Genomic DNA, 22919 nt, shown 5'->3' with positions numbered 1-22919 from the left:
CCTGAGGAAGGATAACGAACCGATGGAATATGTATACACGTACGCCTGCCACGAGGATGAGCAGGCGTTATGCCATTTGGAGCTGCGCACCCTGCTGGGCGCAGCTCCGCAAGCAGGCGGGCGCTTTGTGCGCAGCACCCGCCGCATCGACCCAAGCCGCAGCCCGTTTCTGAAGCTGCGGCTTGAGGTGCAGTGCTCGGCGGGCAGCCTGGAGGGGCTGGCCGAGCAGGCGCAGACGTTGACCGTGAAGGGGTCAACGTTCAAGGTTGTGTTCGCGGAGACGGACGCTGCGGTCAGCTATGACCGCCAGCGGGAGATCGAGCGCGAACTGGGCCGCCATATCCGCGGCAAGGCGGATATGCGCCGGCCCGAGCAGCGCTTCGCGGCGACGCTGCTCGAGGGCAGGTGGCTGCTGGGCGAAGCCGTCAGCAGCGAGGCGCTCTGGCTGCGGCATCAGCAGAAGCCGCAGAACTACTCCACCGCCCTGAGCACCCGCGTAGCGCGGGCGGTGGTGAATATTGCCGTGCCCGAGGTAACGGGCACGCAGGCCATTGACCCGTGCTGCGGCATCGGCACGGTGCTGGTGGAAGCGATGTCGATGGGGATCGACATCGTCGGGGTTGACCTGAACCCGCTGGCCGTACGCGGCGCGCGGGTTAATCTGGACCACTTCGGCATGCCAAGTAAGGTGAGTCTGGCCGACATGCGGACCCTGACGGGCCGCTATGACGCGCTCATCCTCGACATGCCGTACAACCTTTGCTCCAAGCTGCCGGAGGCTCAGCAGCTGGAGATGCTGCAAAGCGCCAGCCGCCTGGCGAAGCGGGCGGTTATTATCTCCACCGAGCCCATCGACAGGCTCGTGGAGGAGGCTGGCTTTCGCATCGTGGACGGCTGCATCGTGCACAAGAGCAGGTTCAGCCGCCAGCTCTGGGTGGCGGAGTCTTAATAGATCATTTTGCCTAGCGGGCCGTCTTCAAGAATGATGTCCTGAATATCGTAGACTGAGATCGGGAAATAAGGGAACCCGAACACATAGGCCATGAGCTCGTAAACCTGGAAGTAGATGACCAGAGATTTATCCGCGATGTAGAAATCCTGGTCCGGCCGGATGCCGGGATAAGGCACGAGCAGCGTCAGGTTGCGGGCTTTGATTTGCGCTTCAATGATCGCATTCAGTCTTGCGACATAGTCGCTGCCCGGTTTGAATAAATCTTTGAGCGCATACTGCCGACCGGTTGTCGTATCGAAGGTCAGCGATTTTTGCAAGGTAAGACCATGGGCGCCGCCCGAGAACGCATAGTTGAGTAATGAGAGACTGAGTACGTCCCTTTGATTGTTTTTCAGCTCGTAATAAGCGGTTACGTCGGTTTGCGGATTTTGCGGATATCCCTGCTGGTGCAGCAGCAGATTCACTTGATGCACAATCGCTGTATTGATGCGGTGCTGCGCGCTATGAGACGGTAAATCGACAACGGCGGGGTACAATAGTTGCAGTTTATCCCGCAGAACTTTGTAGGTCTTTATGGTAACGGGCATTTCCATTCCGTTCATGTAGCATTCATCCTCACTTGTACGTTAAGAATTTATAGTTCCGGGTTTCCCGCAAAGTATCTGAATAGCTTCGAAGCCAAGACTCCACTTTGTGGGGTTATTTTGCTAGGATATTCGAATTCTGGGCAATTGGTTCCTTGGTCTATATTGACGTATGGTAAATATTGGACTATAGTCTATGGTCAGAATAGAGGCTATGTTTCATTACTTTTGTATGTATAAGAATTGGATGTGGGAGCATGGGGGAATCTGGGGTTGGGCTAAGACCTCGAAGGACCATCTATTACGGGTGGTTTGTTGTCTTTATTACGTTCGTTACTTTGCTTGTAGCCGCCGGAGTTCGCTCCATGCCGAGCATATTCATGCTTCCTTTTGAGAAGGAGTTCGGATGGAATCGGAGCGGTATCTCCGGGGTGATTTCACTAGGTATTCTCTTGTATGGCCTAGTAGGTCCGTTCTCTGCCGCTGTGATGGCGAAGTTCGGTGTCAGGAGAGTTATGGTGGTTTCCTTAGCTATACTGGCCGCGAGTCTTGTACTCACGCCGTACATGAAGGAATTGTGGCAGTTTCAGCTGTTGTGGGGGCTGGTTGCGGGACTAGGTACAGGAATGATGGCAAACGTGCTCGGTGTTACGGTGACGAATTACTGGTTTGTGAAGCGGCGGGGCTTGGTCGTGGGCTTGCTTACGGCAAGCGCGGCTACGGGGCAGCTGTTGTTTCTTCCACTGCTCGCCAAAATTACCGTCGAAGCCGGGTGGCGATACGCGATTTATACGGCGGTCTTGGTCATCGTGATTTTGCTGGTTGTTGTAGCGATCTGGATGAGAAGCCATCCTTACGAGGTGGGAGCTGCAGTCTACGGAACGGATGCTGTCGTCAAGCCTGAGCCGTTCAAGGGCAATATTTTTGTTACACCGCTGTCCACGCTTCGCTCGGCGCTAGGGAGCAAGTCATTTTGGCTGCTTGCAGGAACGTTCTTTTTCTGTGGATTTTCGACCAATGGCTTGATCGGTACCCATCTGATTCCCGCTTGCGGTGACCACGGCATTCCTGAAGTAATGGCTGCCGGATTACTGGCGTTCATGGGCTTGTTCGATCTGGTAGGCACGACCTTATCGGGCTGGTTGTCCGACCGGTTTGATTCTCGTTGGCTGTTGTTCTGGTATTACGGACTCCGCGGATTATCGCTGCTCTTCCTGCCGTATGCGCTGGATGCCGCTCCGTTAGCTCTTATGGTCTTCTCTGTCTTTTACGGTTTGGACTGGATTGCAACGGTTCCTCCGACCGTAAAGCTGGCATCCAAGGAATTTGGCAAGGAAAAGGCAGGAATGATCTTCGGTTGGATTGTCGTGGCGCATCAAATAGGTGCTTCTACAGCTGCTTACGGAGCAGGCTTGCTTCGTCAGTGGATGGGCACTTACAGTCTAGCCTTCATTGGAGCAGGCTTCGTATGCCTGTTTGCCGCAGTCATGGCCGTGCGCATTGCCAGGGGCAGGGGGAGCTCGCCTTCGGCCTCTCTACAGGGCTAAGGCAGTAGCTCGGTGCGGGATCCTTGTGAATAGCGTGAGGGATTGGTGTACTCATAGCCATTATCGGACGGAGACACAGCTACTTAGCCCATTTCGCGCGAAGGTTCGAACTTTTATGATAAAGACGTCTTCATTCCCACTACATTGTGGCTTTTGGAGGCGTCTTTCTTTGTAACAATATGATCCGATTTGTATCCTCTTTCGAAAAAACTACAAGTGATCCATTATCCATCCATGGAGTTGCTTATAAGGTTTGTATATCATATCCATATTCAAGTGAGAGCGTTTTCAAAAAAGGCTGCCAACTAACAAGAGAAGGAGGTGATTACATTGATTGTCAAGCAGAACGACGTAACCCATAGGATGAGTGTTCAAAACACTATGATAATCGGTAAAGTTAATCCAAAATCCAAAATTTGGGGGAATTCTAGCGTGAGCTATTAGAGCTTCCCTTAAGCGAAGGAGTAAAACGAAGATGAACCGTGAAAAAAACGATATCAATATCTCTCGAATCCTGATCGTCATCATGCTGATCTCTTTATTCGCTTTTGCCTCCATCCCGGCTGCAGCAGCTGGTGGTGAACAGACACAGGAACGGAACGACCTCATCGCACAAGCCGAAGCTCTAAAAGCCGGCAACGAGGAATTCCCTCTCCAGATTAGCCACAATGACGATGGATCTGATGTAAACAAAGCTTTCCCCTGGGTGTACGAGGGTGAACTCCAAGATCTTGATAACGCACTGGAATTCGCGCGCAATGAGCAGACTCCCGAGGACGAAGCCATAAGCAGTCTTGAACATGCCATAGCGGCGTTCACCGGAAAGATCAAAGCAGACGGTTCAAATCCGTATTTCCGCCTTGATCCGGGTCCTGGTAAAGTACCTGTAAAAATCACCGCGCCCACCAATGCCTGGACCGCAAGAACTCCACTTGACAACCGTGTCCCTTCCGACTTTGCGGGTGGTACATACCAAATGATTCCGTATCCTTTTGCAGATTCACAAGGCAAAGCGGATGTGCTTCAAATCAATTACGTCCATAACGGAAAAACCACCTTCGGAGGAATTTCCCTTCAATCTCCGTTATCTCCGAGTGTAGATGTCCCTGCAGGCTCAACGATTGAGTTTGACGTCTTCTATCCCAAGAGCGCGCAAGGGAAATTCATGAGGTGGAGAATCAGAAATGCCGACTCTAACATCGATAGCTATCTTAGGGATTACGACTACAACAACCTGAACCCCGACTGGGTTGGCAGCTATAACGGTGAAACCTGGCTGTTGAAGCACATCAGCATTACCGCTACAGCAGGCACTTCCTCGAACTTCATTCTTGAGCTCCATGGCGAGAACGGCCGTCCTGCAGAAACCGGTATGCTTCTTGTCGCCAACATTCAAATAACCGCACCGGATCCGAACGGTGTTGCGCTTCCTGACGTTGTCAATCAGGAAAACCAGAGTGTCGTAACGCCTTTGAAGAATATTTACAACAGGCAGAATGGGACGTTCATGGTCGGCACGATCGGAACCGGGGCTGTAACCGGAACCAGAGCTAATCACTATGAAATTTTTGTAGACGGCAACAATCTCAAGGCGGAGAGCACGCATCCCCGCGGCCCAAGCTGGCTAAAGAGCGTTACTGGCGAGGCGCTGGACGGCGCAACCACCACCCCTGGTATGGATGAATACAGTTTCCCAACCAGCGCATATCAAGCGATCAGGGATTCCGGTACTCCCGGTCAGTATAAGTCTCACGCCCACGTGTTGGCATGGTACAACCAGGCCCCTGCATGGATGAGACAGATGATTCCTGCGACCCTTCCCTTGGGATATAATGGGACAACCGATTACTACGGATTAGGCAATGGCGTTACAACCACGGTGAAGGTAGACAAAGAAATGGCCAGAAGAGTGCAATTTAACCACACGATGTATGTGATGCGGCACTTCCTAACCACAGAGACGAAGTATGGCTCAAGTGTATCCCGCGGAGTCATCCCCTTCAATTCATGGGACGTACTTAACGAAGAGGTCCACGAAAGCCGCCACAGCGAAACCATTCCCGCGGATCCGAACAGCTGGAGACAGACACTCAAAAACACCAACTGGCTTGCTGCCATGTCGGATGATCGAATTGGCGGCGACATTTCCGAGCATTACATTTACTTACTCTTCAAATACGCGCACATCGCGGCCCCTAACGCCAAGATGGCGGCGGCTTACAAAGCGAACTACGCTAGCCTTCCCGAGTATATGAAGATGGACGGACACGACAACGCTGGCAGCATTGACGCGTACATCGTCAACGATCCTCCGAAACTGACTTATAACGATTACGACGTTTCTACTCGCACCAAAGCAAGAACGATCTACAACATGGTTCGCGCACTGAACACCGCATGGCTCTCCGATCCGCTGTATGACGGAAGGCCCCTTATCGAGGACATCGGTATCCAGGGACACGATTCGATTGGAAAGACCCTTGCAAGCGATAACCAATATGCCATGGCCCTGTATGCTTCGCTCATTGACGAAGGTCTTCTTTCCGGTATTGCTTACTCAGAGCTTGACCTAAAGTTGCCGACTACCACACCAGGGGGAGGCGCGGTCGCTCCCGCAGTGCTCAATATCAAACAGTCTGACGCTCTTGGTTATGAGTACGCGCTGATGTACAAACTGTTCAACAAGTTCGCCCCTTACATCGATCACATCATCAGCTGGGGCGTAGCGGGTTCAGGATGGCAGGGAAGCTATGTGCTGTTTGACAGTCAGAGCAATGCTAATGCGGGCTATTATGGCTCCGTGAATCCGGACCGATTCGTTCGTGGACATTCATATCTGGATGACTTCTTTGCTGGCGAATACGAGAAACTTCAGAACAGCTATGCCATTGACCTTGGCGATCTTGGAATTTATACGCCCGGTAATGGAGAAACCAAATCCCTTACAGCAACAATCGCAGCTAACAACAGTGTGACACCTGGAAGTACTTTCACAGCAGCTGTTAGCCTGGATAGCGTGACACAAAGCGTGTACGCCCAGGATATCACGCTAAGCTATGATGCCAACGTATTTGATTATGTCAGTGCAGCGGGTGCAACCACCGACATTCAGGTTCTGCAAGTAGATACGGCTACCCCTGGAAAGGTTAGAACCATTTCCGCTAATATTGGAGGAGTAGCAGGAACCAGATCACCCGTTTTGAATTTCACCTTTAAGGTGAAGTCCGGTGTTCAGCATACAACAGGAACCCTTGCAGTCTCTCAAGCGCAGCTTGGCGCTTCTGATGGAACCGAAACCTCTGCGGCGCTGAGCAGCAAGACAATTTCCGTTGGCAGTATGACTCATGAAGTAGATAAAACTGCTTTGAATGCAGCAATGACGAGTGCACAAACCCTGTACAACGAGGCTATCGTAGGTACTGAACCTGGCCAATATCCGCAAGCGGCTAAAGACGCACTCCTAGAAGCAATTAACACCGCAAATGTTGTGAAAGACAATGCAAGCGCAACTCAATCGCAAGTTGACACTGCTCTCGCGGCACTCAACACTTCCGTTGATACCTTCAAGGCAGCAGCTAATAAGTCTGCAGACATAAACGGAGATGGATCCACCAGCATTGGTGACCTCGCGATTGCAGCTTATCACTATGGCAAGAACTCCACCAGCGCAGATTGGGCGAAAGCTAAGGCTTCTGATATGAACAACGATGATAAAATTGACATCTGGGATCTTGCGTATGTCGCAACCAACATCGTAAAATAGCAATCCCACTTTCAAACAAACTAGCCTAAAAAAGGTGCTAACTAGTGAGTTTTCCCCACTAGTCAGCACCTTTTTCTATCTGCTGAATTAAGCTCTAGATTCTATACGATGGCCTATAGCGGATGCCGGTCTCTTCGCTGCTTCAGCATCAGGAGTGTTCCCGCAGCAAGCAGCGCAATCGCGATAACAGGCTGTCCGCTGTACAGCATGCCCAGCAGCGATCCGATCGAGAAAACAATGAAGAACAGCACGGACAATGCGGTTAGAATGTTGATCGGGATCAAGAGCCATCTGTTGCGTCCGCCGAACCAATACAGCTCGAACAAACCGACGGCTACTGCCAGCAAAAAGCCCGGCCACAGGGTACCCCAGCTATCAAACCACGTAGCCATTTGGCAGACCATACCGGTTGTTAGTAAGATGCCTCCTGGCACGAGCAGGCCGACTCCCCGCCGCTGAAGGATATAGAAGTACATCCAGTGGAAAAACACGCCCAAAGGCAGGACGAACAACGTCGGCCAGAGGGAAGCAAATATCGTTCCCGTGCCCATGCTCGACTCGCCGTGAAACAGTAAGAAACACCCCGCAATAACGAGTAGGGGGCCTAATACACCCATTCGGTTTAAACTCAATTTTCTCGCTCCTTGCCTATGTATTCATCTTATTAGTGCAAGCATAACAGGCTTGGGGAAAACTGTCTTCCAACCTGGGTGGGGGTGCTGCTCGGTCCTCAGACCGATATTGGGTTGTTAGTGAAGCTGGTACCTATGAGATCCAACTTTTGCGTCCGATTTTTAAGATGAAAGGGCCACATTTTGAAACGGGGTGATGTGCAGGTTCTTCGATCTATGTTTCGCGCTTTAGCATAAAAAAGCCGCAGCAAGCGCCAGAGCGCCCCTGCGGGATCCTTCTTGCCTTATTGCTGTTCAGTTGTTGTTTCATTCTCATTGGAGGAAGCTGTGGATGCATTCAGTTGGGAAGCCAGTTGCTCCACTTGTTGTTGGGCCGCGTTGTCTTCTGCGCACTCTTGAGCTGCATTAATTGCATGATTGACCACATCTTGGTTGTTGGTTGTCATGTACATTCACCTCCTTGCGTTTGCAACGTTTCAAAGTATTCCACGAATTTCTTGAAAACATGCAAAATTGGATATCTTGGATTTTTTATGATCCAAAGAAGAACCATTGCGGGGCTGCGGCGTCTAATACAATCAAATAGGGTAACCAATAATTGGGAGGGGTGTTTGTTTAGATGGGAAAATTATTTGAGGAAATGTTTCCGGAACATGAGTCCTTCATTCGCAATCAACACATATTTTTCGTAGGTTCCGCTCCGCTCGATGGAGAAGGTCATGTCAACTTATCGCCAAAAGGACACGACGTGCTGCGGATTTTTTCTCCTAGGCAGGTGGGGTACCTGGATTTAACCGGAAGCGGCAATGAAACCAGCGCTCACCTGGAGGAGAACGGACGGATCACCTTGATGTTCATGGCTGTACAAGGTCCGCCAATGATCTTGCGCCTGTATGGGAAGGGGCGAGTTATTTTACCCGGTTCCGTAGAATGGGAGGAGCTTGCTCCACATTTTGACCTGCTGCCCGGTGCCCGCCAGATCATTCTCGTGGATATTCATGCGGTCAAAACGTCCTGCGGCTACAGCGTTCCTTTTTACGACTACACCGGAGAACGCGAAACACTGCAGAAATGGGCGGCGCAAAAGGGCGAAGAAGGGCTTCACGAGTACCATCAGGAGAAGAACATGCGAAGCATGGATGGATTGCCAACCACTTTGGGGCGCAGCATGGGGTAAGATTAAACGAAGCACTTGCGAAGCTCAGCAGGAACCTCGCGGCTTTTACGGGTGCTGCTGTCCATCGTCACACTGGTTACCAGCGCATCTGCGCATACTTCATTCTGCTCGTTCAGGATAGTTTGTTTCAAGACGTAGCTGCTCTTGCCAATTTGCTCGGGGCGGCACGTCACCGTAAGCTTCTCTCCTTGCCTGCATTCTTTGCGGTAATTAATGTTGATATTCACGGTGACCGTTTGAATGCCCATAGCGCGGAATACGTCGTAGGGAAGCTCAGCACGTTCATACCACTCTTCGCGGCCCCATTCGAGGTATTCCAGATATTTGGCATTGTTTACGTGCCCGTTCACATCAATTTCGGTAGAGCGTACGATTATGTCCAGTTTGGTTTCCATAATAGCGACATTAGCCTCCTGCATCTTCATTTGAGTTTCACTATGCCCAAAGTATAAAGAAATTCCTCAAGCTTTCATAGCTGCGCTAAGAATTCCATAGGTTGGGAAGGATATAACGGTATAGCTAAAGGAGGAGTTTGAGGTATGAATCAGGACGCAAATTACCGGATTGAACGGGATACGATGGGCGAAATCAGAGTGCCTGTGAATAAGTTGTGGGGCGCGCAGACGCAGCGAAGCTATGAGAATTTTAAAATCGGCACGGAGCGGATGCCGCTCAGGCTCATTCATGCGTTTGCCCAATTGAAAAAGGCAGCCGCTCTCGTGAACCGTGAGCTGGGCAGCCTGCCGGATGACAAGGCGAATGCCATCTGCCAAGCGGCCGATGAAATTATCGCTGGTCGCCATGATGATGAGTTTCCTCTTGTAGTCTGGCAAACCGGCAGCGGCACGCAGTCGAACATGAACGTCAATGAAGTAATTGCCCACCGCGGCAATGAACTGCTGGCCGCTTCAGGCAGCAGCTCACGCATACATCCCAACGATGACGTGAACCGCTCGCAAAGCTCGAACGACACGTTTCCGACGGCGATGCACGTAGCGGGAGTTTTGGCCGTCGAGCAGGAGCTGCTTCCTGCGCTTGAGCTGCTCCACGGCACGCTCCGCAGCAAGAAGGAGGCCTACCAGGATGTGGTCAAAATCGGCCGCACCCATCTGCAGGACGCTACCCCGCTGACGCTGGGGCAGGAGATCAGCGGGTGGGCTGCGATGCTGGCGCAGGCGGAGCGCATGATCCGCGCCGGTGTGGAATCGATGCGCGAGCTGGCGATCGGCGGCACGGCCGTCGGCACGGGTCTGAACGCGCATCCGCAGTTCGGCGAGCGTGTGGCGCAGACGCTCGGACAGCTCACCGGCACACGCTTCGCGTCAGCCGAGAACAAGTTTCATGCGCTGACCAGCCATGATCAGATGGTGTTCGCCCACGGCGCGCTGAAGGCGCTCGCGGCGAACCTAATGAAGCTAGCCAACGATGTGCGTTGGCTAGCGAGCGGTCCCCGCTGCGGGATCGGGGAAATCACGATCCCGGAGAATGAGCCTGGCAGCTCGATTATGCCCGGCAAGGTGAACCCGACCCAGAGCGAGGCGATGACGATGGTCGTCTGTCAAGTGATGGGCAGTGACGCCGCTATCGGCTTTGCGGCGAGCCAGGGCAATTTTGAACTGAACGTGTTCAAGCCGGTCATTATTTATAACTTCCTGCAATCCGTCAGACTGCTGGCGGACAGCATGCGCTCCTTCAACGACAATTGCCTTGTCGGCATGGAGCCCAATCGCGAAGTGATCCGCCGCAATCTGGAGCAGTCGCTGATGCTGGTTACTGCGCTCAACCCTCATATCGGGTATGAGAAGGCGGCAAGCATTGCCAAACAAGCCCACAAAGAAGGGTTGACGCTGAAGGAGTCGGCAATCCGCAGCGGCTACCTGACGGCGGAGCAGTTCGACAGCTACGTCAAGCCTGAGGATATGGTTCATCCGAAGGCCTAACAGGCAATACATATTGGCTGGGCAGTGCTCATGATAGCTAAAGAGGTAACAGATCAGTTTTACGATTCGATCAGAACTAAGGTGGAGGAACTGAGAAGTAAACATTACAAATTGCCCAAAACAAATTTAGTCCGAAAATCAGATGATTCAAAAAAATTGAAAGAATCCTACCTGTAAGTCAGGCTAAACAAAAGAGAACGAAGCAAGATGCGCTTCGTTCTCTTTGTTTATTAGACCTTTGGTTTGTTCGGAAGAAGGTGGAACAAGTAGATGCCCTCAACAATTGCAAATAAATCATTGTACGCATGATTAGGAAAACGAGTTTGATTTGTAAGTTTTGCATGCTCAGGAGGGTGAGCGTGATACGGCTCTGTTTCCGTCTGATAATCCACATCATCATGAGGTTCAGCATGGTACTTGGCTAGTATTGTGGTTCCATCGCCATGAATCCAATCGTATTGGAATTCGGATATTTTCCCACCACGAAGCTGTTCTGTTATGTACAGTTTAGAGCCATCAGTAAACATTAAAGTTGCTCGTTGGGCGAATGCCGAGCTTGCCTTACCTGTGCTGTCTGTGTGACGGATACTTTGAATGGCGGTATTTTTAAACGTTTTCTCTAATAGCTCTAAATTTGAAGCGGAATTGCCTATCAAAGAGCGTTAATCTCCCGAAGCAAAGATCGCCACTCTGTTCCTTCTCTTGACCACATGATGTCGTCTGACATTTTTGGATCCCCCTTTTCTGAAACTACTTTGTCGAATGGACCGTTGTAACGTTTTTCGAAGAAATTGATCGTATCAATCAGGTAACGAATGTGACCCACTCGACCTTCATCTTCTTTTTTCATTGATAATCGTTTTTGATTAGCCTCGTAGAGCTTGTGAACTTCACCAACCGTCATATGTTCTCCAGTAGGGGAGATCCAGATGGTAGAGCCTTTGATGCGAGCTTGTTTATTTCTTTTTTCACGACTAAATCCAACGAATCGCTTCGCATCAATCCAGTTGTTAATCGTAGATATACTAACTCCAAAGATTTTTGCTAATTGCCCTGTAGAGAAAGACGGTGCCGTTTCATCTTCTTCGGCAATGGATAGAATCGTTACACCTACTTCTTGCAGACTTTTCGATAGGAATGCTAATGCTTCGCTATTTTTCTCGAGTTGCATCAGCTTGGATACTTCTTCTGCCATCTCAGCAGATAGGGAATTGAACTTCATGGCGATGTTGTAGAATACTTTGAACAATGCTTGGGCTTTTGAACGATCATGGGAAGTTTCTTCAATAATTTCAACAAATACTCTTTTATCTTCTGCGGTAAATAGCATATATTTCACCTCGTATACCTCCATTCTATATAAACTGCCAATAAACTGCAAGATAAACTGCCAACGAACTGCAAGTCTTTTATTTCCCATTATATCGGCTGGCAATTTTTTTATACCTATTGCTATACAATAGTGGGGGATAGCTATCCTACAAGTGGTCTTCATTTGTCTTTCCCTCCAACTTTGATCTCTAGTAAGTCAGTATCGACAATTGTTATCCCCCACCCCCATTCCCTTCACGCGTAGTTATTAATGTTTAATCTTAGTTATATCAGGAGAGCCTAAAAATCAAGTACTCTTAGAAGTGTAAAGAACACATTCCAACGTACTTGGGAGGTCCTACAGAAGATGAAAAGAACAATGAAACAATGGATAGGCGTAAGCACAACAGCGATCATGACCGTGACGATGTTAGCCGGATGCGGAAGCTCAGGCAGCGAAGCGGGCAAGGATCAGGGAGGCCAGGCGACGGCAACGGCTGCAGCAACGGCGAACGCGAAGCCTTTCGCAGGTAAGACGATCTCATTGGTAACGGCCAACCATCCTTGGGCGGATGCGATCAAGCCGCTGCTGCCTGAGTTTGAGCAGGAAACCGGCATCAAGGTGAACGTGGAGAGTTTCTTCGAAGACCAACTGACACAGAAGCTGACCGTACAATTCACGTCGGGCTCGGCGACGCCGGATGTGTTCATGTACCGTCCGCTGCAAGAAGGCAAGCTGTTTTACAAGAACGGTTGGTTGCAGCCGCTGGACGATTACGCACAAAAAGCGAAGGACTACGATTTTAACGATTTCTCCAAATCGGCGATCGGCTCAACAACCGTAGACTCGAAGCTGGCAGGCATTCCGATCATCACGGAACAGGAGATCCTGTACTACCGCAAAGATTTGCTTGAAAAAGCAGGCATCCCGGTGCCGAAAACACTCGACGAGCTGACAGCTGCTGTGAAGAAGCTGCACGACGCCAAGAACGAGATGTATGGATTTGTTGCAAGGGGCCAGCGTTCTCCGCTAGTCACACAGGTTTCCTCGTTCCTGTATTCAGAAGGAGCGGACTTCACGAATGGCGATAAAGCTGTGATCAATACGCCGGAAGCCATTAAGGCATTCACAACTTACGGCACTCTGCTGAAAGATTACGCGCCTCCAGGCGTACTGAATATGTCATGGCCGCAGGCGTTCGGTATTTTCGCACAAGGTAAAGTAGCGTTCTTGACGGATGCGAACTCGCTCTACAAGAACCTGACAGACCCTGCTAAATCTCAGGTTGCGGATAAAGTGGGCTTTGCAGTGTTCCCAAGCGGTAAAGCAGGCTCCAAGCCATACAGTATCACTTCTTGGGGTCTTGCGATGAACACGAAGTCGGCAAATAAAGATGCGGCATGGGCGTTCATCCAGTGGGCATCGAGCAAAGACACCGTGCTGAAAACACAGCAAAAGGGTAACCCAGGTGCCCGTGCATCGGTTTGGGATAATCCGGAAGGCACAACAGGCTTCCCGGCTGAGCTAGTGCCAATTATTAAGGAAAGCGCTAAGGCCGGCGTGGACCACGACCGTCCGACAGTAATCAGCGTAGGCGAAGCTCGCGATGCTGTAGGCGAAATCGTACAAAAGGTGATGACCGGCGAAACCAACATCCAGCCTGTAGCTGACAAAGCGAATGAAGCGCTGCAAGCCATTATGGATAAGGATAAAACGAAGTAAGAAAGATTGTAATCGAACTCCCCGCTCAAAAGGGTCACTCGTTGGCCCTTTTGATCATCCAGGGGACCACTTACACATCGGGGAGGGAGCCTGCCGTTATGCAATATAGTTGGTTTAACCGCAATTTAAAATGGATCTACACGCTGCCGGCCGTAATCTTTGTTCTGCTCATGATGCTGTTTCCAATCATTTACACGGTGAGAATCAGCTTCTATGAGTGGAGTATGTCGGCTACGACGCCGCCAGCATGGGTTGGACTCAGTAATTATATCGCGCTGCTGAAGGATGAACGCTTCTGGCATGCGACAGGAGCTACATTTTATTTTACAATTCTGGCACTTGCCCTTGAAGTCGTGCTCGGAGTCGGTATCGCGCTTCTGCTTTCGAGAGAATTTAAAGGAAAGAATTTGGTTAAAACCGTATTTCTGCTGCCCATGGTAGCAACTCCTGTGGCAATGGGGCTTGTCTGGATGCTTATCTATGAGCCTACCATCGGCGTTGCCAATATGATGCTGAAATCCTTGGGACTTGAGCCTCAACTGTGGCTGGCTTCACCGAATCAAGTCATTCCGTCTTTGGTCATCGTAGATGTATGGGAATGGACGCCAATGATCGCGCTGATTATCATGGCGGGGCTGGCTACACTGCCTAGCGATCCTTATGAGGCCGCTGATGTAGACGGAGCGAGTGCTTGGAGAAAGTTCGTTTCGATTACGCTGCCGCTGCTTAAGCCGACGATTATTGTTGCAGCGATGCTTCGCCTGATCGACGTGCTCAAGACGTTTGATATTATTTATGCGACGACGCAGGGAGGACCTAACTTTGCCTCCGAGACACTCAATCTTTATGGATACGTACTGGGTTTCCAATACTTTAAGCTTGGCATGGCATCCTCGTTATTAGTTATATTCTTCGGTCTGGTTATGGGCTTGACCTTATTTATGATCTGGATGCGCAAACGACTGGAGGGAGCGTAAATGAAAAAGAATAAAGGCCGAAGCCTGCTGCAGACGCTGCTTACGTTCCTGGTGTTAATTGTATTTGCCTTCCCGTTTATTTGGATGCTGCTTGCATCGTTCAAGACGCAGGCGCAAATTTTATCGACGAATCAATTGTTCGTATTCAAGCCAACCTTTCACAACTACGTGAGTGTATTTAAAGAGTACGATTTTCTGAAGTTTATTTGGAACAGCTTCATTGTCGCCTTCGGCTCCACATTGTTATCTCTAATTCTGGGCTTGCCAGCGGCGTACGCCATCGCAAGACATCATTTGCAAAAGCTAGGTCTGCTTATTCTGGTTGCGAGAATTATCCCGGGAATTACGTTCCTTATTCCTTGGTTTATCCTGTTCTCCAAAATTCACTTGGTGGACACGTATACAGCACTAATTCTTAGCCATATGCTAGTCGGATTGCCTTTTATCATCTGGATTATGATCTCCTTCTTTGAGGCGCTGCCTACGGAAATTGAGGAATCGGGACTAATCGACGGTTGTACGCACCATCAGGTGTTTCTGCGGATTATTATGCCGATCTCGGGTCCGGGCGTCATTACGTCGTCGCTGCTTTCCTTCATTTTCTCATGGAACAACTTCATGTTCTCCATCATTCTGGCCGGTGATAAGACGAAGACACTGCCGATCGCGGTATTCAACTTCATGTCTTACTCCGAAATTAATTGGGGAGCGCTCATGGCGGCGGCTTGCATCATTACACTGCCGGTACTCGTCATTGCCCTTGTCTCCCAGCGTTATGTTGTCAGCGGATTAGCTGCCGGTGCTGTGAAAGGCTAATTATGGATAAGCTACAAATACGCAGGAAGCTGGCTTTCTTTTGGGCGGCTTCTTTCGTATAGTAGGTTTGAAGTTAGCCGAAGCAGGAAAGGTGATGGGCAAGTGCCTTATAAGATAAATATTTTCAGCAAAATTCTCGTGCTCTTGATCCTGCTCTTGATTCCCATCGTAGCGCTGTACGGCTTCACGAACCGCATTACGAATAACGTTATTCAGGAGCAGATACAATCTTCGAACCTGAACCAGCTCTCTTTTTTTCTTCATCAATTAGATTCGAACGTGGAGCGTTTGGCTATGTCACCCGTTATTCTGGGCAGTGACCCTTATATTCGGGAGTTCATCGACCGCCGGGAGGATCCGTCTTACGACATGCTCCGCGAGCAATCCCGGATTATGGAGAAGCTCAGTCTGCAGAGCGTGTCTAATGGTTGGGTGAACGAGTTAACGATTGTCATTCCTGACGCGAAGACGGTGCTGTCCTCGAGTATTTTCGTGAATGGAACGGATACTTGGCCGTGGAAAAGTCCGGTTCATCGCACATGGAATTACGCGTCTCCAGGCGATGAGAAGAGCTCTGGCTCGTTTTATCGAGAGATCAGTGAACCCGTCCGGGCTGAATACTTGGATCAAGCGAGAGTGCTCTATCAGGTCAGATTCAGCGCGCAAAATTTGATTCAGCTGCTGGATGTCTACAAGCAGGATAAGCGCAGCGATCCGTTCTTATTCGACGGTCAGAGCACAGCAATCCTGAACAGTTCTTCGGCAGCAGCCGTTAGCGATGAGATCGGAACGATGCTCTCAGGCAGAAGTCTTCCTCCCTCCGGTCAGGAGCAGCTCGACATTCAGGGTCAGCAGTACCTGATCAGTTATGTGAAGTCGGATCAGTTGGGCTGGTATTTGATTGATTATGTGCCGCTGCAAAAAATATTGTCCCCGATTACGAAAACCAGGCAGCTGTTCTATGGCGCTACCGCGCTGCTTCTGGTTATGAGTATCCTGGCTTCGTTCCTCCTGTATCGGAATGTGCAGATTCCTCTGATAAAAATGATCCAGAGCGTGCAGAAGGTCAAACGGGGGGATCTATCAGCTCGGATCACGTATCGGGCGAAGAATGAATTTGACTTCCTGATTCAGCGTTTTAATGAAATGGCGCAGCGAATCCAAGTGCTGGTGGAAGACGTCTATGCGGAAAAAATACGTTCGCGGGAAGCGACGCTGAAGCAGCTGCAATCGCAGATTCATCCGCATTTTTTATACAATTCACTGTTCTTCATCATTAATTCGGCGGAGATGGAGGATAAGGAATCTGTCGTTGCTATGGCGCAAAGTCTGGCAGCTTATTACCGTTATACGACGCGTGTCGAAAATCAAATGGTCCTTCTCCGTGAAGAAGTGGAATGGGTAGGTCACTACTTGAATATCCAGACGCTTCGCATCACCCGGCTCACTTACGAGATATCCGTTCCGGAAGAGATGATGGAGGAACGGATTCCAAGGCTGATTCTGCAGCCCCTTGTAGAGAATGCTATTGTACATGGGATTGAGAGAAGTCCTCGTGCGAATCGAATCACGATTACGGGAGAACAGGATGCGGACTGGAACCGCCTGATTGTCGAAGATAACGGCGACGGGGCTTCGAAGGAGGATTTGGAGCGGCTTCATAAGCAGCTGCGTTCAAGTATGACCGATGAAGTGGGCTGCGGAACCTGGAACGTGCACAGCCGCATGTATTATCAATTCGGAGAAGGCTCCGGCCTTACCTTCCAATTAGGAGAGAGTGGAGGCATGCGCTCCATATTGACCTGGAGCCGGCACGCCCCTCAACAACAGCAGCCTGCGGAGGGTGACGAAGGATGATTCAACTTTTAATTGTGGATGACGAAGTTCATGTCGTAGACCGGTTAAGCACAACGATCAGCTGGTCATCTGCTGGAGTCGAGCAGGTCCATAAAGCGATGTCCGGTCAAGAAGCGTTAGATTTGCTTGAACAGATATCCATCGATATCGTCATTACGGATATTCAAATGCCAGGGATGTCGGGTCTCCAATTAATCAGTGAAATCAAACGCCGATACCCCAAAACCAGGTGCATTCTGTTGTCCGGTTACTCTGATTTCAACTATGCCAAAGAAGCGATCCTTCAAGGAACGGAAGATTACCTGCTTAAGCCGGTTACGGAGGAGGATCTGCTCGCAGCTGTACGGCGTGTCCGGGAGAAGCTTCAGCTCGAGTGGGAGGAAGTGGTATCCCGGCAGCGGTTGACGTATACCTTGAAGGAGAACCTGCCCCTGCTGCGAGGTAATCTACTCCATGACCTGCTTCAGGGCCGCAGCATGTCAGAGAGCTCGCTCCGCGACAAGATGCGCATGCTGGAGCTGACGGATTATGAGGAGCATGCCATCGCCGTGATGATGGTCCGGCTGGAGTCGGACTTTCTGGAGTATGATCTAAGCCGTCTTTCTTTGATGGAGTACGCGATCAGCAACATGGTGGAAGAATTGTTTGGGGAGAAATTCGATAGCTGGCACACGAAGGATGCACACGATTATTTGGTTTTCGTAATGAAGGCCAAGGAAGACGGGGAGTCTTCCGACAAGGAGCGAATGGGCTGGCTGGAACGTACGGCATCCGTGCTGCAGTCAGCGGTTCATAACTACTTGAAAGGCAAAATTTCAATCTTGGTCAGCAGCTGGGGCAAGTTTCCGCACGATTTGAACTCTCTGTATCAGCGCTCGCTGAGCGCGATTCGCAAGCGAATCGGCAATGAACATGAGCTGTTCATGCGGCTTGGAGACGAACCGGCACAGATGGAGCTTACCGCTCTGCAGCGGCTTTACGAGCCTCCGACACTGAACCACCTGCTGGAGGCCGCCCGTTGGGAGGATACGGCAGAGAAGCTGTCACTGATCTACGATGAAATGGAGACCAAGTATTCGAAATCGCAGGAGTTTTTGCTGGAGGTGTATTTCTCCGTCGCCTCCGCATTCTCGTACATCGCCCATAAAAACGGGCGGCAGCTGCATCAGCTCATTGGCAGCGATTACGACAAAATGACGGAGGGAATTCCTTTTCGCACGGTTAACCAGCTCCGGGAATGGTCGCAGCGTGCGCTGCAGCGCATGAAGGAGGACATGGACCAGGAACGGCAGGACAGTCGCACCTCGCTGATTAACGATATTCGATCGTTTATCGAGCAGAATCTTGCAGCGGATGTGTCCCTGCAATCCATCGCGGATCATGTCTACCTCCATCCGGTGTATGTATCCAAAATCTATAAGCTGGAAACGGGAGATAATCTGAGCGATTACGTAAATCGGCTGCGCATGGATAAAGCGGCCCATTTACTGAAGCACAGCCAGGATAAAATCTATGAAATCGCTACGCAGCTTGGGTACCAGCGGCCGCATTCCTTTAATCATGCTTTCAAAAAGCATTACGGCATGACGCCGCAGGAATACCGTGACCAGTATGCGTAGCGGGGAACTGGAAGAGTAACAGGAAGTGCAGCAAGAAGATTAACAACAAGATCACCAACAAGAGAAACAAGAAGAGCAACAGGAAGGTGGCGAAGCTGTGCAGGAATGGTTAAGGCAGTTCAAGCTGTCCAAGGTAATCGCCATTGTCCGAGGAATTGAGCCCGGCATGGCGAGGCCTCTCTTTGCCGCGCTTGCGGAAGGCGGCATTCGCTATGCGGAAGTGACGCTGAATACGCCGGATGCCCTCCCTATCATTCATGAGATGCGCGAAGCTTACGGGGAGCGCATGTCGATTGGAGCAGGCACAGTCCTGACCGTCAAGCAGGCCGAGGAAGCGATTCAAGCGGGAGCGGAGTTTCTGATTTCCCCTCATGTGGATGCAGATATCATCCGGCTCGCATTGTCACGGGACGTTCCGCCTCTTCCGGGGGCGATGACGCCTACGGAGATCGTACAAGCGGTACATGCCGGGGCACTTGCGGTTAAAGTATTCCCCTGCTCCAGCCTGGGACCGGGTTACATCAAGGAGCTGCGCGGACCGCTAGCTCATATCGAGATGATTGCCGTCGGCGGCATCACGAAGGAGAATGCAGCTGCTTATATGGAAGCCGGCGCTGTCGGCGTAGGCATCGGAGGCAGCCTGATTTCGCTTCCGAAGATGAAGGAAGGGCGATACAACGAGATCACCGCGTATGCAAAGCAGCTACATGAATCAATGCAGCACCTGTAAGATAGAACAACACATGCAGCATGGGAAGGGGAACTTGAAATGAAAATTACCAAACTCGAATTGTTCAAAGTACCGCCAAGATGGCTCTTCTTGAAAGTGGAAACCGATGAAGGCATCTCCGGCTGGGGAGAGCCCGTTGTAGAAGGGAAAGCAGACACGGTAGCTGCCGCTGTCAGGGAGATGAGCGAGCATATCATTGGTACGGATCCGATGCGGATCGAGGATCTGTTCCAGGTGCTGTACCGCGGCGGCTTCTATCGCGGCGGACCGATTCTGAGCAGCGCGATCTCCGGCATTGAGCAGGCGCTCTGGGACATTAAGGGCAAGTTCTATGGCGCGCCCGTGTATGATCTGCTGGGCGGAGCCTGCCGCGACCGGACGCGGGTGTACTCCTGGATCGGCGGCGACCGTCCGAGCGATGTCGGGCAAGCGGCCAAGCAGCAGGTGGCCGCAGGCTTCACGGCGGTGAAGATGAACGCCACCGAGGAGATGCACTACATCGACTCGATCGGCAAGGTCGAAGCCGCGATCGAGCGGATCGCCGCCGTGCGCGAAGCCGTCGGCAAAGAAGTGGGCATCGGCATCGATTTCCACGGCCGCGTTCATAAGTCCATGGCGAAGATTCTCGCCAAGGAACTGGAGCCGTACCGGCCGATGTTCATCGAGGAGCCGGTGCTGCCGGAGAACAATGAAGCGCTGAAAGAGATCGCGCGCTACACATCCTGTCCGATCGCCACAGGCGAGCGCATGTATACACGCTGGGGCTTCAAAGAGCTGCTGGCTGAAGGCATTGTAGACATCATCCAGCCGGACCTCTCCCATGCGGGAGGCATCCTCGAAACGCGAAAAATCGCGGCCATGGCCGAGGCGTATGATATCGCTGTAGCGCCGCACTGCCCGCTGGGGCCGATTGCGCTAGCGTCTTGCCTGCAGCTTGATACGTGCTCGCCGAATGCCTTCATTCAAGAGCAAAGTCTAGGCATTCACTATAACCAAGGCAGTGACTTGCTGGACTACCTGGTTGATCCGTCCGTCTTTCAATACGAGGACGGTTTCGTCCGCAACCTGACAGCTCCGGGGCTCGGCATCGAAGTGAACGAAGCCAAGGTGCGGGAAATGGCCGCGATCGGCCATAACTGGAAGAACCCGATCTGGCGCCAGGCAGACGGTACTGTGGCGGAGTGGTAGAAGACCGCTCACAGCACAAAAGAACGTTTTCCCATAATGCGTAGAGGGCCATGCACAGCAAAAAAGCAAGGTCTCACGCTTTAAGTAGAGAACGCCGCACATAGCAAAAAAGCACGACTCCCTCATCGGAGCCGTGCAGCTGTATCAACATAAAAAAGCACGGCTCCCCTCGTAGTCGGGAGCCGTGCTTCTTTACTTACCTTCTGCCGCTTGTGTTAGACAAGGCTGGGAGCAGTCGGGTGTCTTTCACCATGGTTGCGCTGCAGATTGGACATACCGGGCTTTCGTCGAAAGAGAAGTTGTCCCTCATCCAGCAAGAGCATTGCTCGGTGCTGCAGGTCCAGACTGCTGTTTCTTCCTCTGGAACGGGTTCGATCGTTTTTTTCGAAAAATACAAACTAACTCCTCCTTTTTTAGGCACGCAAGCAGTTTGAAACTCGAAATGCGAATATTGGCCCGTACAGTCCCCTACTTGGGCATGTCCGAACTTTCGTTCTCCGTCATGTATGTAAGGAGGACTACAGCTTTACTACATTCTCGGCTTGTGGTCCGCGGTTGCCCTGAACGATATCGAATTGCACGCGTTCGCCCTCATCTAAGCTCTTGAAGCCTTCGCCCGTAATGGCGCTAAAGTGAACAAACACATCCTTACCGCCTTCCACTTCAATAAATCCAAAGCCTTTTTCTGCATTAAACCATTTCACTGTACCTGTTTCCATCTACAAAAACCTCCAACAATAATTTGTGCGAATGAATCGCACCTGCTTATAACACAGCTTTGTTAATATATCCATTTGTTTGAGAAGATATTCCTCGGCTCCCAATAAAATAGGCCGCAAGTGGAAAATGCAACCATTGACTGAACTTTGGGAATTATCTTACAATTTAAGTATTCATACATGCACGCGGGACGGGGGAGGTTGGTGAGTTATGAAAGCCTCGGACATTATGATCACTCCAGTGGTGAAAGCTTTGGAAACGGATACAATTCGGACGGTGCTGGAAAAGTTCGTGAATCAGCGCATCGGCGGTGTGCCGATTGTCGACCATGCCAATCAAATCAAAGGCTACATTAGCGATGGTGATATTATGCGAGCGGTCAGCACGCAGAGCAAAGTGTTCATTGCCTCGCCTTTTTACACTTCGGCCTGGCTGGACACTCAGACCTTGGAAGAGAAGTATCACGAGATTCTGGATTTGTGTGTGATGGAATTTGCCAAAACCAAGGTGGTTACGGTTAACGTTAACACCGAGCTGGAGGATGTGGCGACCATACTAGGGAGAAGGCATTTAAAGAAGGTTGTTGTGGAGAAAAATGGAGGCTATCTGGCGGGAGTAATCAGCCGCGGAGACATGGTACGTTTCCTCAGCAGGCACTGCTCGAAGAAGCTGTTAAGTTAGCGGATTGAACGTAGATAAAAGCGGCTGAAGCTGGCAAGAGCCTCTGCTGCATCTGCGCATTGGCATCCCGTAAAGGATGCTTTTTGTGCTGAAAAAAAGGGCAATTCCGTGTTAGAAATGTTCCTAACACGGAATTGCCCTCGCATACGTAGGAACCGGCTGCATGCTATAACCTAGAAGGGCTGAGGCGGCAACCTGCTTCGCCAAGATAGTAAGGTAGACCATTCAACGTCCCGTTCTACAATGTCAAAGTGCTGGGGGTGCACTGGCAAGTAGGAAGCTGCCGCAGGGGAGACGGGGAGTAACGGCCTAAGGTCTAAGCAAGCAGCAGGATGACCAGCAGCTCGTAAAGAACCAGCGTCAAGATCTGTTGAGAAGACGGACCGTAAAATCCGCGATGCGTTCCTTGGTGCGGGTGGTGTCCATGCGTATTCACTTGAATATAGGCATGGTGCCCGTCTACATTGACCAATACGCCCTCGTAAGTGTGGCCGTCTAATGTCTGAACGCGGATGGTGCGGCCAACGTGGGGTTTTAAGGCGCTCAGCAATGCCTCACGCTTTTGCTTTAATGCAGGCATCCATGACGGATCGGCTTGATAGATAACGTGGGAACCGTGATGATGGGATGGGTTTGTATACATGTGATTCGCTCCTTTATCACTCGAACAGAGGACTGTTTGATTGCTTTCGTTATCAGCCT

22 protein-coding genes are annotated in these 22919 nt (G+C 50.9%); 13 read left to right on the top strand and 9 right to left on the bottom strand.

Annotated features, from left to right (window positions below):
* Positions 1 to 22: 22 nt before the first annotated feature.
* Positions 23 to 949, top strand: coding sequence for a TRM11 family SAM-dependent methyltransferase (locus L0M14_RS25725; RefSeq protein ID WP_235119280.1), 927 nt, complete (start codon positions 23 to 25; stop codon positions 947 to 949).
* Here the strand turns inward: L0M14_RS25725 and L0M14_RS25720 are convergent.
* Positions 946 to 1554, bottom strand: coding sequence for a DUF3298 and DUF4163 domain-containing protein (locus L0M14_RS25720; RefSeq protein ID WP_235119279.1), 609 nt, complete (start codon positions 1552 to 1554; stop codon positions 946 to 948). The genes L0M14_RS25725 and L0M14_RS25720 overlap by 4 nt on opposite strands.
* 239 nt (positions 1555 to 1793) lie before the next feature.
* Here L0M14_RS25720 and L0M14_RS25715 point away from each other — a divergent pair, with 239 nt between their 5' ends.
* Together L0M14_RS25715 and L0M14_RS25710 are read left to right on the top strand one after the other, a co-directional pair.
* Positions 1794 to 3083 carry an MFS transporter gene (locus L0M14_RS25715; RefSeq protein WP_235119278.1) on the top strand — a complete coding sequence of 430 codons (1290 nt, stop codon included), beginning with the start codon at positions 1794 to 1796 and terminating at the stop codon, positions 3081 to 3083.
* Positions 3084 to 3558: 475 nt separating this feature from the next.
* Positions 3559 to 6846, top strand: a complete 3288-nt coding sequence (locus L0M14_RS25710; protein ID WP_235119277.1) for an endo-1,4-beta-xylanase — start codon at positions 3559 to 3561, stop codon at positions 6844 to 6846.
* A 113-nt stretch (positions 6847 to 6959) separates the two neighbouring features.
* On the opposite strand, the gene L0M14_RS25705 is transcribed toward L0M14_RS25710, so the two are convergent.
* Positions 6960 to 7478: a hypothetical protein gene (locus L0M14_RS25705; protein ID WP_235119276.1), complete on the bottom strand. Its 519-nt coding sequence runs from the start codon at positions 7476 to 7478 to the stop codon at positions 6960 to 6962.
* Positions 7479 to 7762: 284 nt separating this feature from the next.
* On the bottom strand, positions 7763 to 7924 hold the full coding sequence (locus L0M14_RS25700; RefSeq protein WP_235119275.1) for a hypothetical protein: 162 nt from the start codon (positions 7922 to 7924) through the stop codon (positions 7763 to 7765).
* Between the two features lie 173 nt (positions 7925 to 8097).
* On the opposite strand from L0M14_RS25700, the gene L0M14_RS25695 reads away from it, so the two are divergent.
* Positions 8098 to 8655: a pyridoxamine 5'-phosphate oxidase family protein gene (locus tag L0M14_RS25695; protein WP_235119274.1), complete on the top strand. Its 558-nt coding sequence runs from the start codon at positions 8098 to 8100 to the stop codon at positions 8653 to 8655.
* Between the two features lie 2 nt (positions 8656 to 8657).
* Here L0M14_RS25695 and L0M14_RS25690 read toward each other — a convergent pair whose 3' ends face one another.
* Positions 8658 to 9050, bottom strand: a complete 393-nt coding sequence (locus L0M14_RS25690) for an acyl-CoA thioesterase (RefSeq protein ID WP_235119273.1) — start codon at positions 9048 to 9050, stop codon at positions 8658 to 8660.
* A gap of 144 nt (positions 9051 to 9194) precedes the next feature.
* Here L0M14_RS25690 and fumC point away from each other — a divergent pair, with 144 nt between their 5' ends.
* Positions 9195 to 10595, top strand: a complete 1401-nt coding sequence (fumC, locus tag L0M14_RS25685) for a class II fumarate hydratase (RefSeq protein ID WP_235119272.1) — start codon at positions 9195 to 9197, stop codon at positions 10593 to 10595.
* 230 nt (positions 10596 to 10825) lie between these two features.
* Here fumC and L0M14_RS25680 read toward each other — a convergent pair whose 3' ends face one another.
* Both L0M14_RS25680 and L0M14_RS25675 read right to left on the bottom strand, forming a co-directional pair.
* A complete protein-coding gene (locus L0M14_RS25680; protein WP_235119271.1) occupies positions 10826 to 11251 on the bottom strand; it encodes a toxin-antitoxin system TumE family protein in 426 nt (141 codons plus the stop codon).
* Entirely contained in the window at positions 11248 to 12090 is an 843-nt protein-coding gene (locus L0M14_RS25675; protein WP_235119270.1) for a hypothetical protein, read from the bottom strand. The genes L0M14_RS25680 and L0M14_RS25675 overlap by 4 nt, the downstream gene beginning before the upstream one ends.
* A 183-nt stretch (positions 12091 to 12273) precedes the next feature.
* On the opposite strand from L0M14_RS25675, the gene L0M14_RS25670 reads away from it, so the two are divergent.
* The 7 genes from L0M14_RS25670 to dgoD all read left to right on the top strand — a co-directional run bounded on the left by L0M14_RS25670 (position 12274) and on the right by dgoD (position 20816).
* Entirely contained in the window at positions 12274 to 13629 is a 1356-nt protein-coding gene (locus tag L0M14_RS25670) for an ABC transporter substrate-binding protein (protein WP_235119269.1), read from the top strand.
* 98 nt (positions 13630 to 13727) lie between these two features.
* Entirely contained in the window at positions 13728 to 14606 is an 879-nt protein-coding gene (locus L0M14_RS25665; RefSeq protein WP_235119268.1) for a carbohydrate ABC transporter permease, read from the top strand.
* A complete protein-coding gene (locus L0M14_RS25660) occupies positions 14607 to 15422 on the top strand; it encodes a carbohydrate ABC transporter permease (protein WP_235119267.1) in 816 nt (271 codons plus the stop codon). It begins immediately after the preceding gene.
* A 102-nt stretch (positions 15423 to 15524) separates the two neighbouring features.
* Complete coding sequence (locus L0M14_RS25655) at positions 15525 to 17279, top strand: sensor histidine kinase (protein ID WP_235119266.1); 1755 nt, start codon at positions 15525 to 15527, stop codon at positions 17277 to 17279.
* Positions 17276 to 18898, top strand: coding sequence for a response regulator transcription factor (locus tag L0M14_RS25650; RefSeq protein ID WP_235119265.1), 1623 nt, complete (start codon positions 17276 to 17278; stop codon positions 18896 to 18898). The genes L0M14_RS25655 and L0M14_RS25650 overlap by 4 nt, the downstream gene beginning before the upstream one ends.
* A 97-nt stretch (positions 18899 to 18995) precedes the next feature.
* A complete protein-coding gene (locus tag L0M14_RS25645) occupies positions 18996 to 19628 on the top strand; it encodes a bifunctional 4-hydroxy-2-oxoglutarate aldolase/2-dehydro-3-deoxy-phosphogluconate aldolase (protein WP_235119264.1) in 633 nt (210 codons plus the stop codon).
* Between the two features lie 39 nt (positions 19629 to 19667).
* A complete protein-coding gene (dgoD, locus tag L0M14_RS25640) occupies positions 19668 to 20816 on the top strand; it encodes a galactonate dehydratase (RefSeq protein WP_235119263.1) in 1149 nt (382 codons plus the stop codon).
* 196 nt (positions 20817 to 21012) lie between these two features.
* Here the strand turns inward: dgoD and L0M14_RS25635 are convergent, their stop codons facing one another.
* Together L0M14_RS25635 and L0M14_RS25630 are read right to left on the bottom strand one after the other, a co-directional pair.
* The gene (locus L0M14_RS25635) at positions 21013 to 21213 is read right to left on the bottom strand and encodes a cold-shock protein (RefSeq protein ID WP_235119262.1); all 201 of its coding nucleotides are present in this window, start codon (positions 21211 to 21213) and stop codon (positions 21013 to 21015) included.
* A 121-nt stretch (positions 21214 to 21334) separates the two neighbouring features.
* On the bottom strand, positions 21335 to 21535 hold the full coding sequence (locus L0M14_RS25630) for a cold-shock protein (RefSeq protein WP_235119261.1): 201 nt from the start codon (positions 21533 to 21535) through the stop codon (positions 21335 to 21337).
* Between the two features lie 211 nt (positions 21536 to 21746).
* Between L0M14_RS25630 and L0M14_RS25625 the strand changes: the two genes are divergently transcribed.
* Complete coding sequence (locus L0M14_RS25625; protein ID WP_235119260.1) at positions 21747 to 22217, top strand: CBS domain-containing protein; 471 nt, start codon at positions 21747 to 21749, stop codon at positions 22215 to 22217.
* A 316-nt stretch (positions 22218 to 22533) separates the two neighbouring features.
* Here L0M14_RS25625 and L0M14_RS25620 read toward each other — a convergent pair whose 3' ends face one another.
* Positions 22534 to 22860, bottom strand: a complete 327-nt coding sequence (locus tag L0M14_RS25620) for a hypothetical protein (RefSeq protein ID WP_235119259.1) — start codon at positions 22858 to 22860, stop codon at positions 22534 to 22536.
* Positions 22861 to 22919 lie beyond the last annotated feature (59 nt).

The sequence above is a fragment of the Paenibacillus hexagrammi genome (assembly GCF_021513275.1).
Lineage (GTDB): Bacteria > Bacillota > Bacilli > Paenibacillales > NBRC-103111 > Paenibacillus_E > Paenibacillus_E hexagrammi.
This window is presented reverse-complemented; position numbering and strand designations above follow the sequence as displayed.

Excerpts from the sequence above, each read along its gene's own strand:
- fumC (WP_235119272.1), top strand. The coding sequence starts at position 9,195 with ATGAATCAGGACGCAAATTACCGGATTGAACGGGATACGATGGGCGAA.
- L0M14_RS25625 (WP_235119260.1), top strand. The coding sequence starts at position 21,747 with ATGAAAGCCTCGGACATTATGATCACTCCAGTGGTGAAAGCTTTGGAA.
- L0M14_RS25630 (WP_235119261.1), bottom strand. The coding sequence starts at position 21,535 with ATGGAAACAGGTACAGTGAAATGGTTTAATGCAGAAAAAGGCTTTGGA.
- dgoD (WP_235119263.1), top strand. The coding sequence starts at position 19,668 with ATGAAAATTACCAAACTCGAATTGTTCAAAGTACCGCCAAGATGGCTC.
- L0M14_RS25690 (WP_235119273.1), bottom strand. The coding sequence starts at position 9,050 with ATGGAAACCAAACTGGACATAATCGTACGCTCTACCGAAATTGATGTG.
- L0M14_RS25720 (WP_235119279.1), bottom strand. The coding sequence starts at position 1,554 with ATGAACGGAATGGAAATGCCCGTTACCATAAAGACCTACAAAGTTCTG.
- L0M14_RS25700 (WP_235119275.1), bottom strand. The coding sequence starts at position 7,924 with ATGACAACCAACAACCAAGATGTGGTCAATCATGCAATTAATGCAGCT.
- L0M14_RS25665 (WP_235119268.1), top strand. The coding sequence starts at position 13,728 with ATGCAATATAGTTGGTTTAACCGCAATTTAAAATGGATCTACACGCTG.
- L0M14_RS25650 (WP_235119265.1), top strand. The coding sequence starts at position 17,276 with ATGATTCAACTTTTAATTGTGGATGACGAAGTTCATGTCGTAGACCGG.
- L0M14_RS25670 (WP_235119269.1), top strand. The coding sequence starts at position 12,274 with ATGAAAAGAACAATGAAACAATGGATAGGCGTAAGCACAACAGCGATC.
- L0M14_RS25715 (WP_235119278.1), top strand. The coding sequence starts at position 1,794 with ATGGGGGAATCTGGGGTTGGGCTAAGACCTCGAAGGACCATCTATTAC.
- L0M14_RS25710 (WP_235119277.1), top strand. The coding sequence starts at position 3,559 with ATGAACCGTGAAAAAAACGATATCAATATCTCTCGAATCCTGATCGTC.
- L0M14_RS25660 (WP_235119267.1), top strand. The coding sequence starts at position 14,607 with ATGAAAAAGAATAAAGGCCGAAGCCTGCTGCAGACGCTGCTTACGTTC.
- L0M14_RS25725 (WP_235119280.1), top strand. The coding sequence starts at position 23 with ATGGAATATGTATACACGTACGCCTGCCACGAGGATGAGCAGGCGTTA.
- L0M14_RS25695 (WP_235119274.1), top strand. The coding sequence starts at position 8,098 with ATGGGAAAATTATTTGAGGAAATGTTTCCGGAACATGAGTCCTTCATT.
- L0M14_RS25620 (WP_235119259.1), bottom strand. The coding sequence starts at position 22,860 with ATGTATACAAACCCATCCCATCATCACGGTTCCCACGTTATCTATCAA.
- L0M14_RS25675 (WP_235119270.1), bottom strand. The coding sequence starts at position 12,090 with ATGAAGACCACTTGTAGGATAGCTATCCCCCACTATTGTATAGCAATA.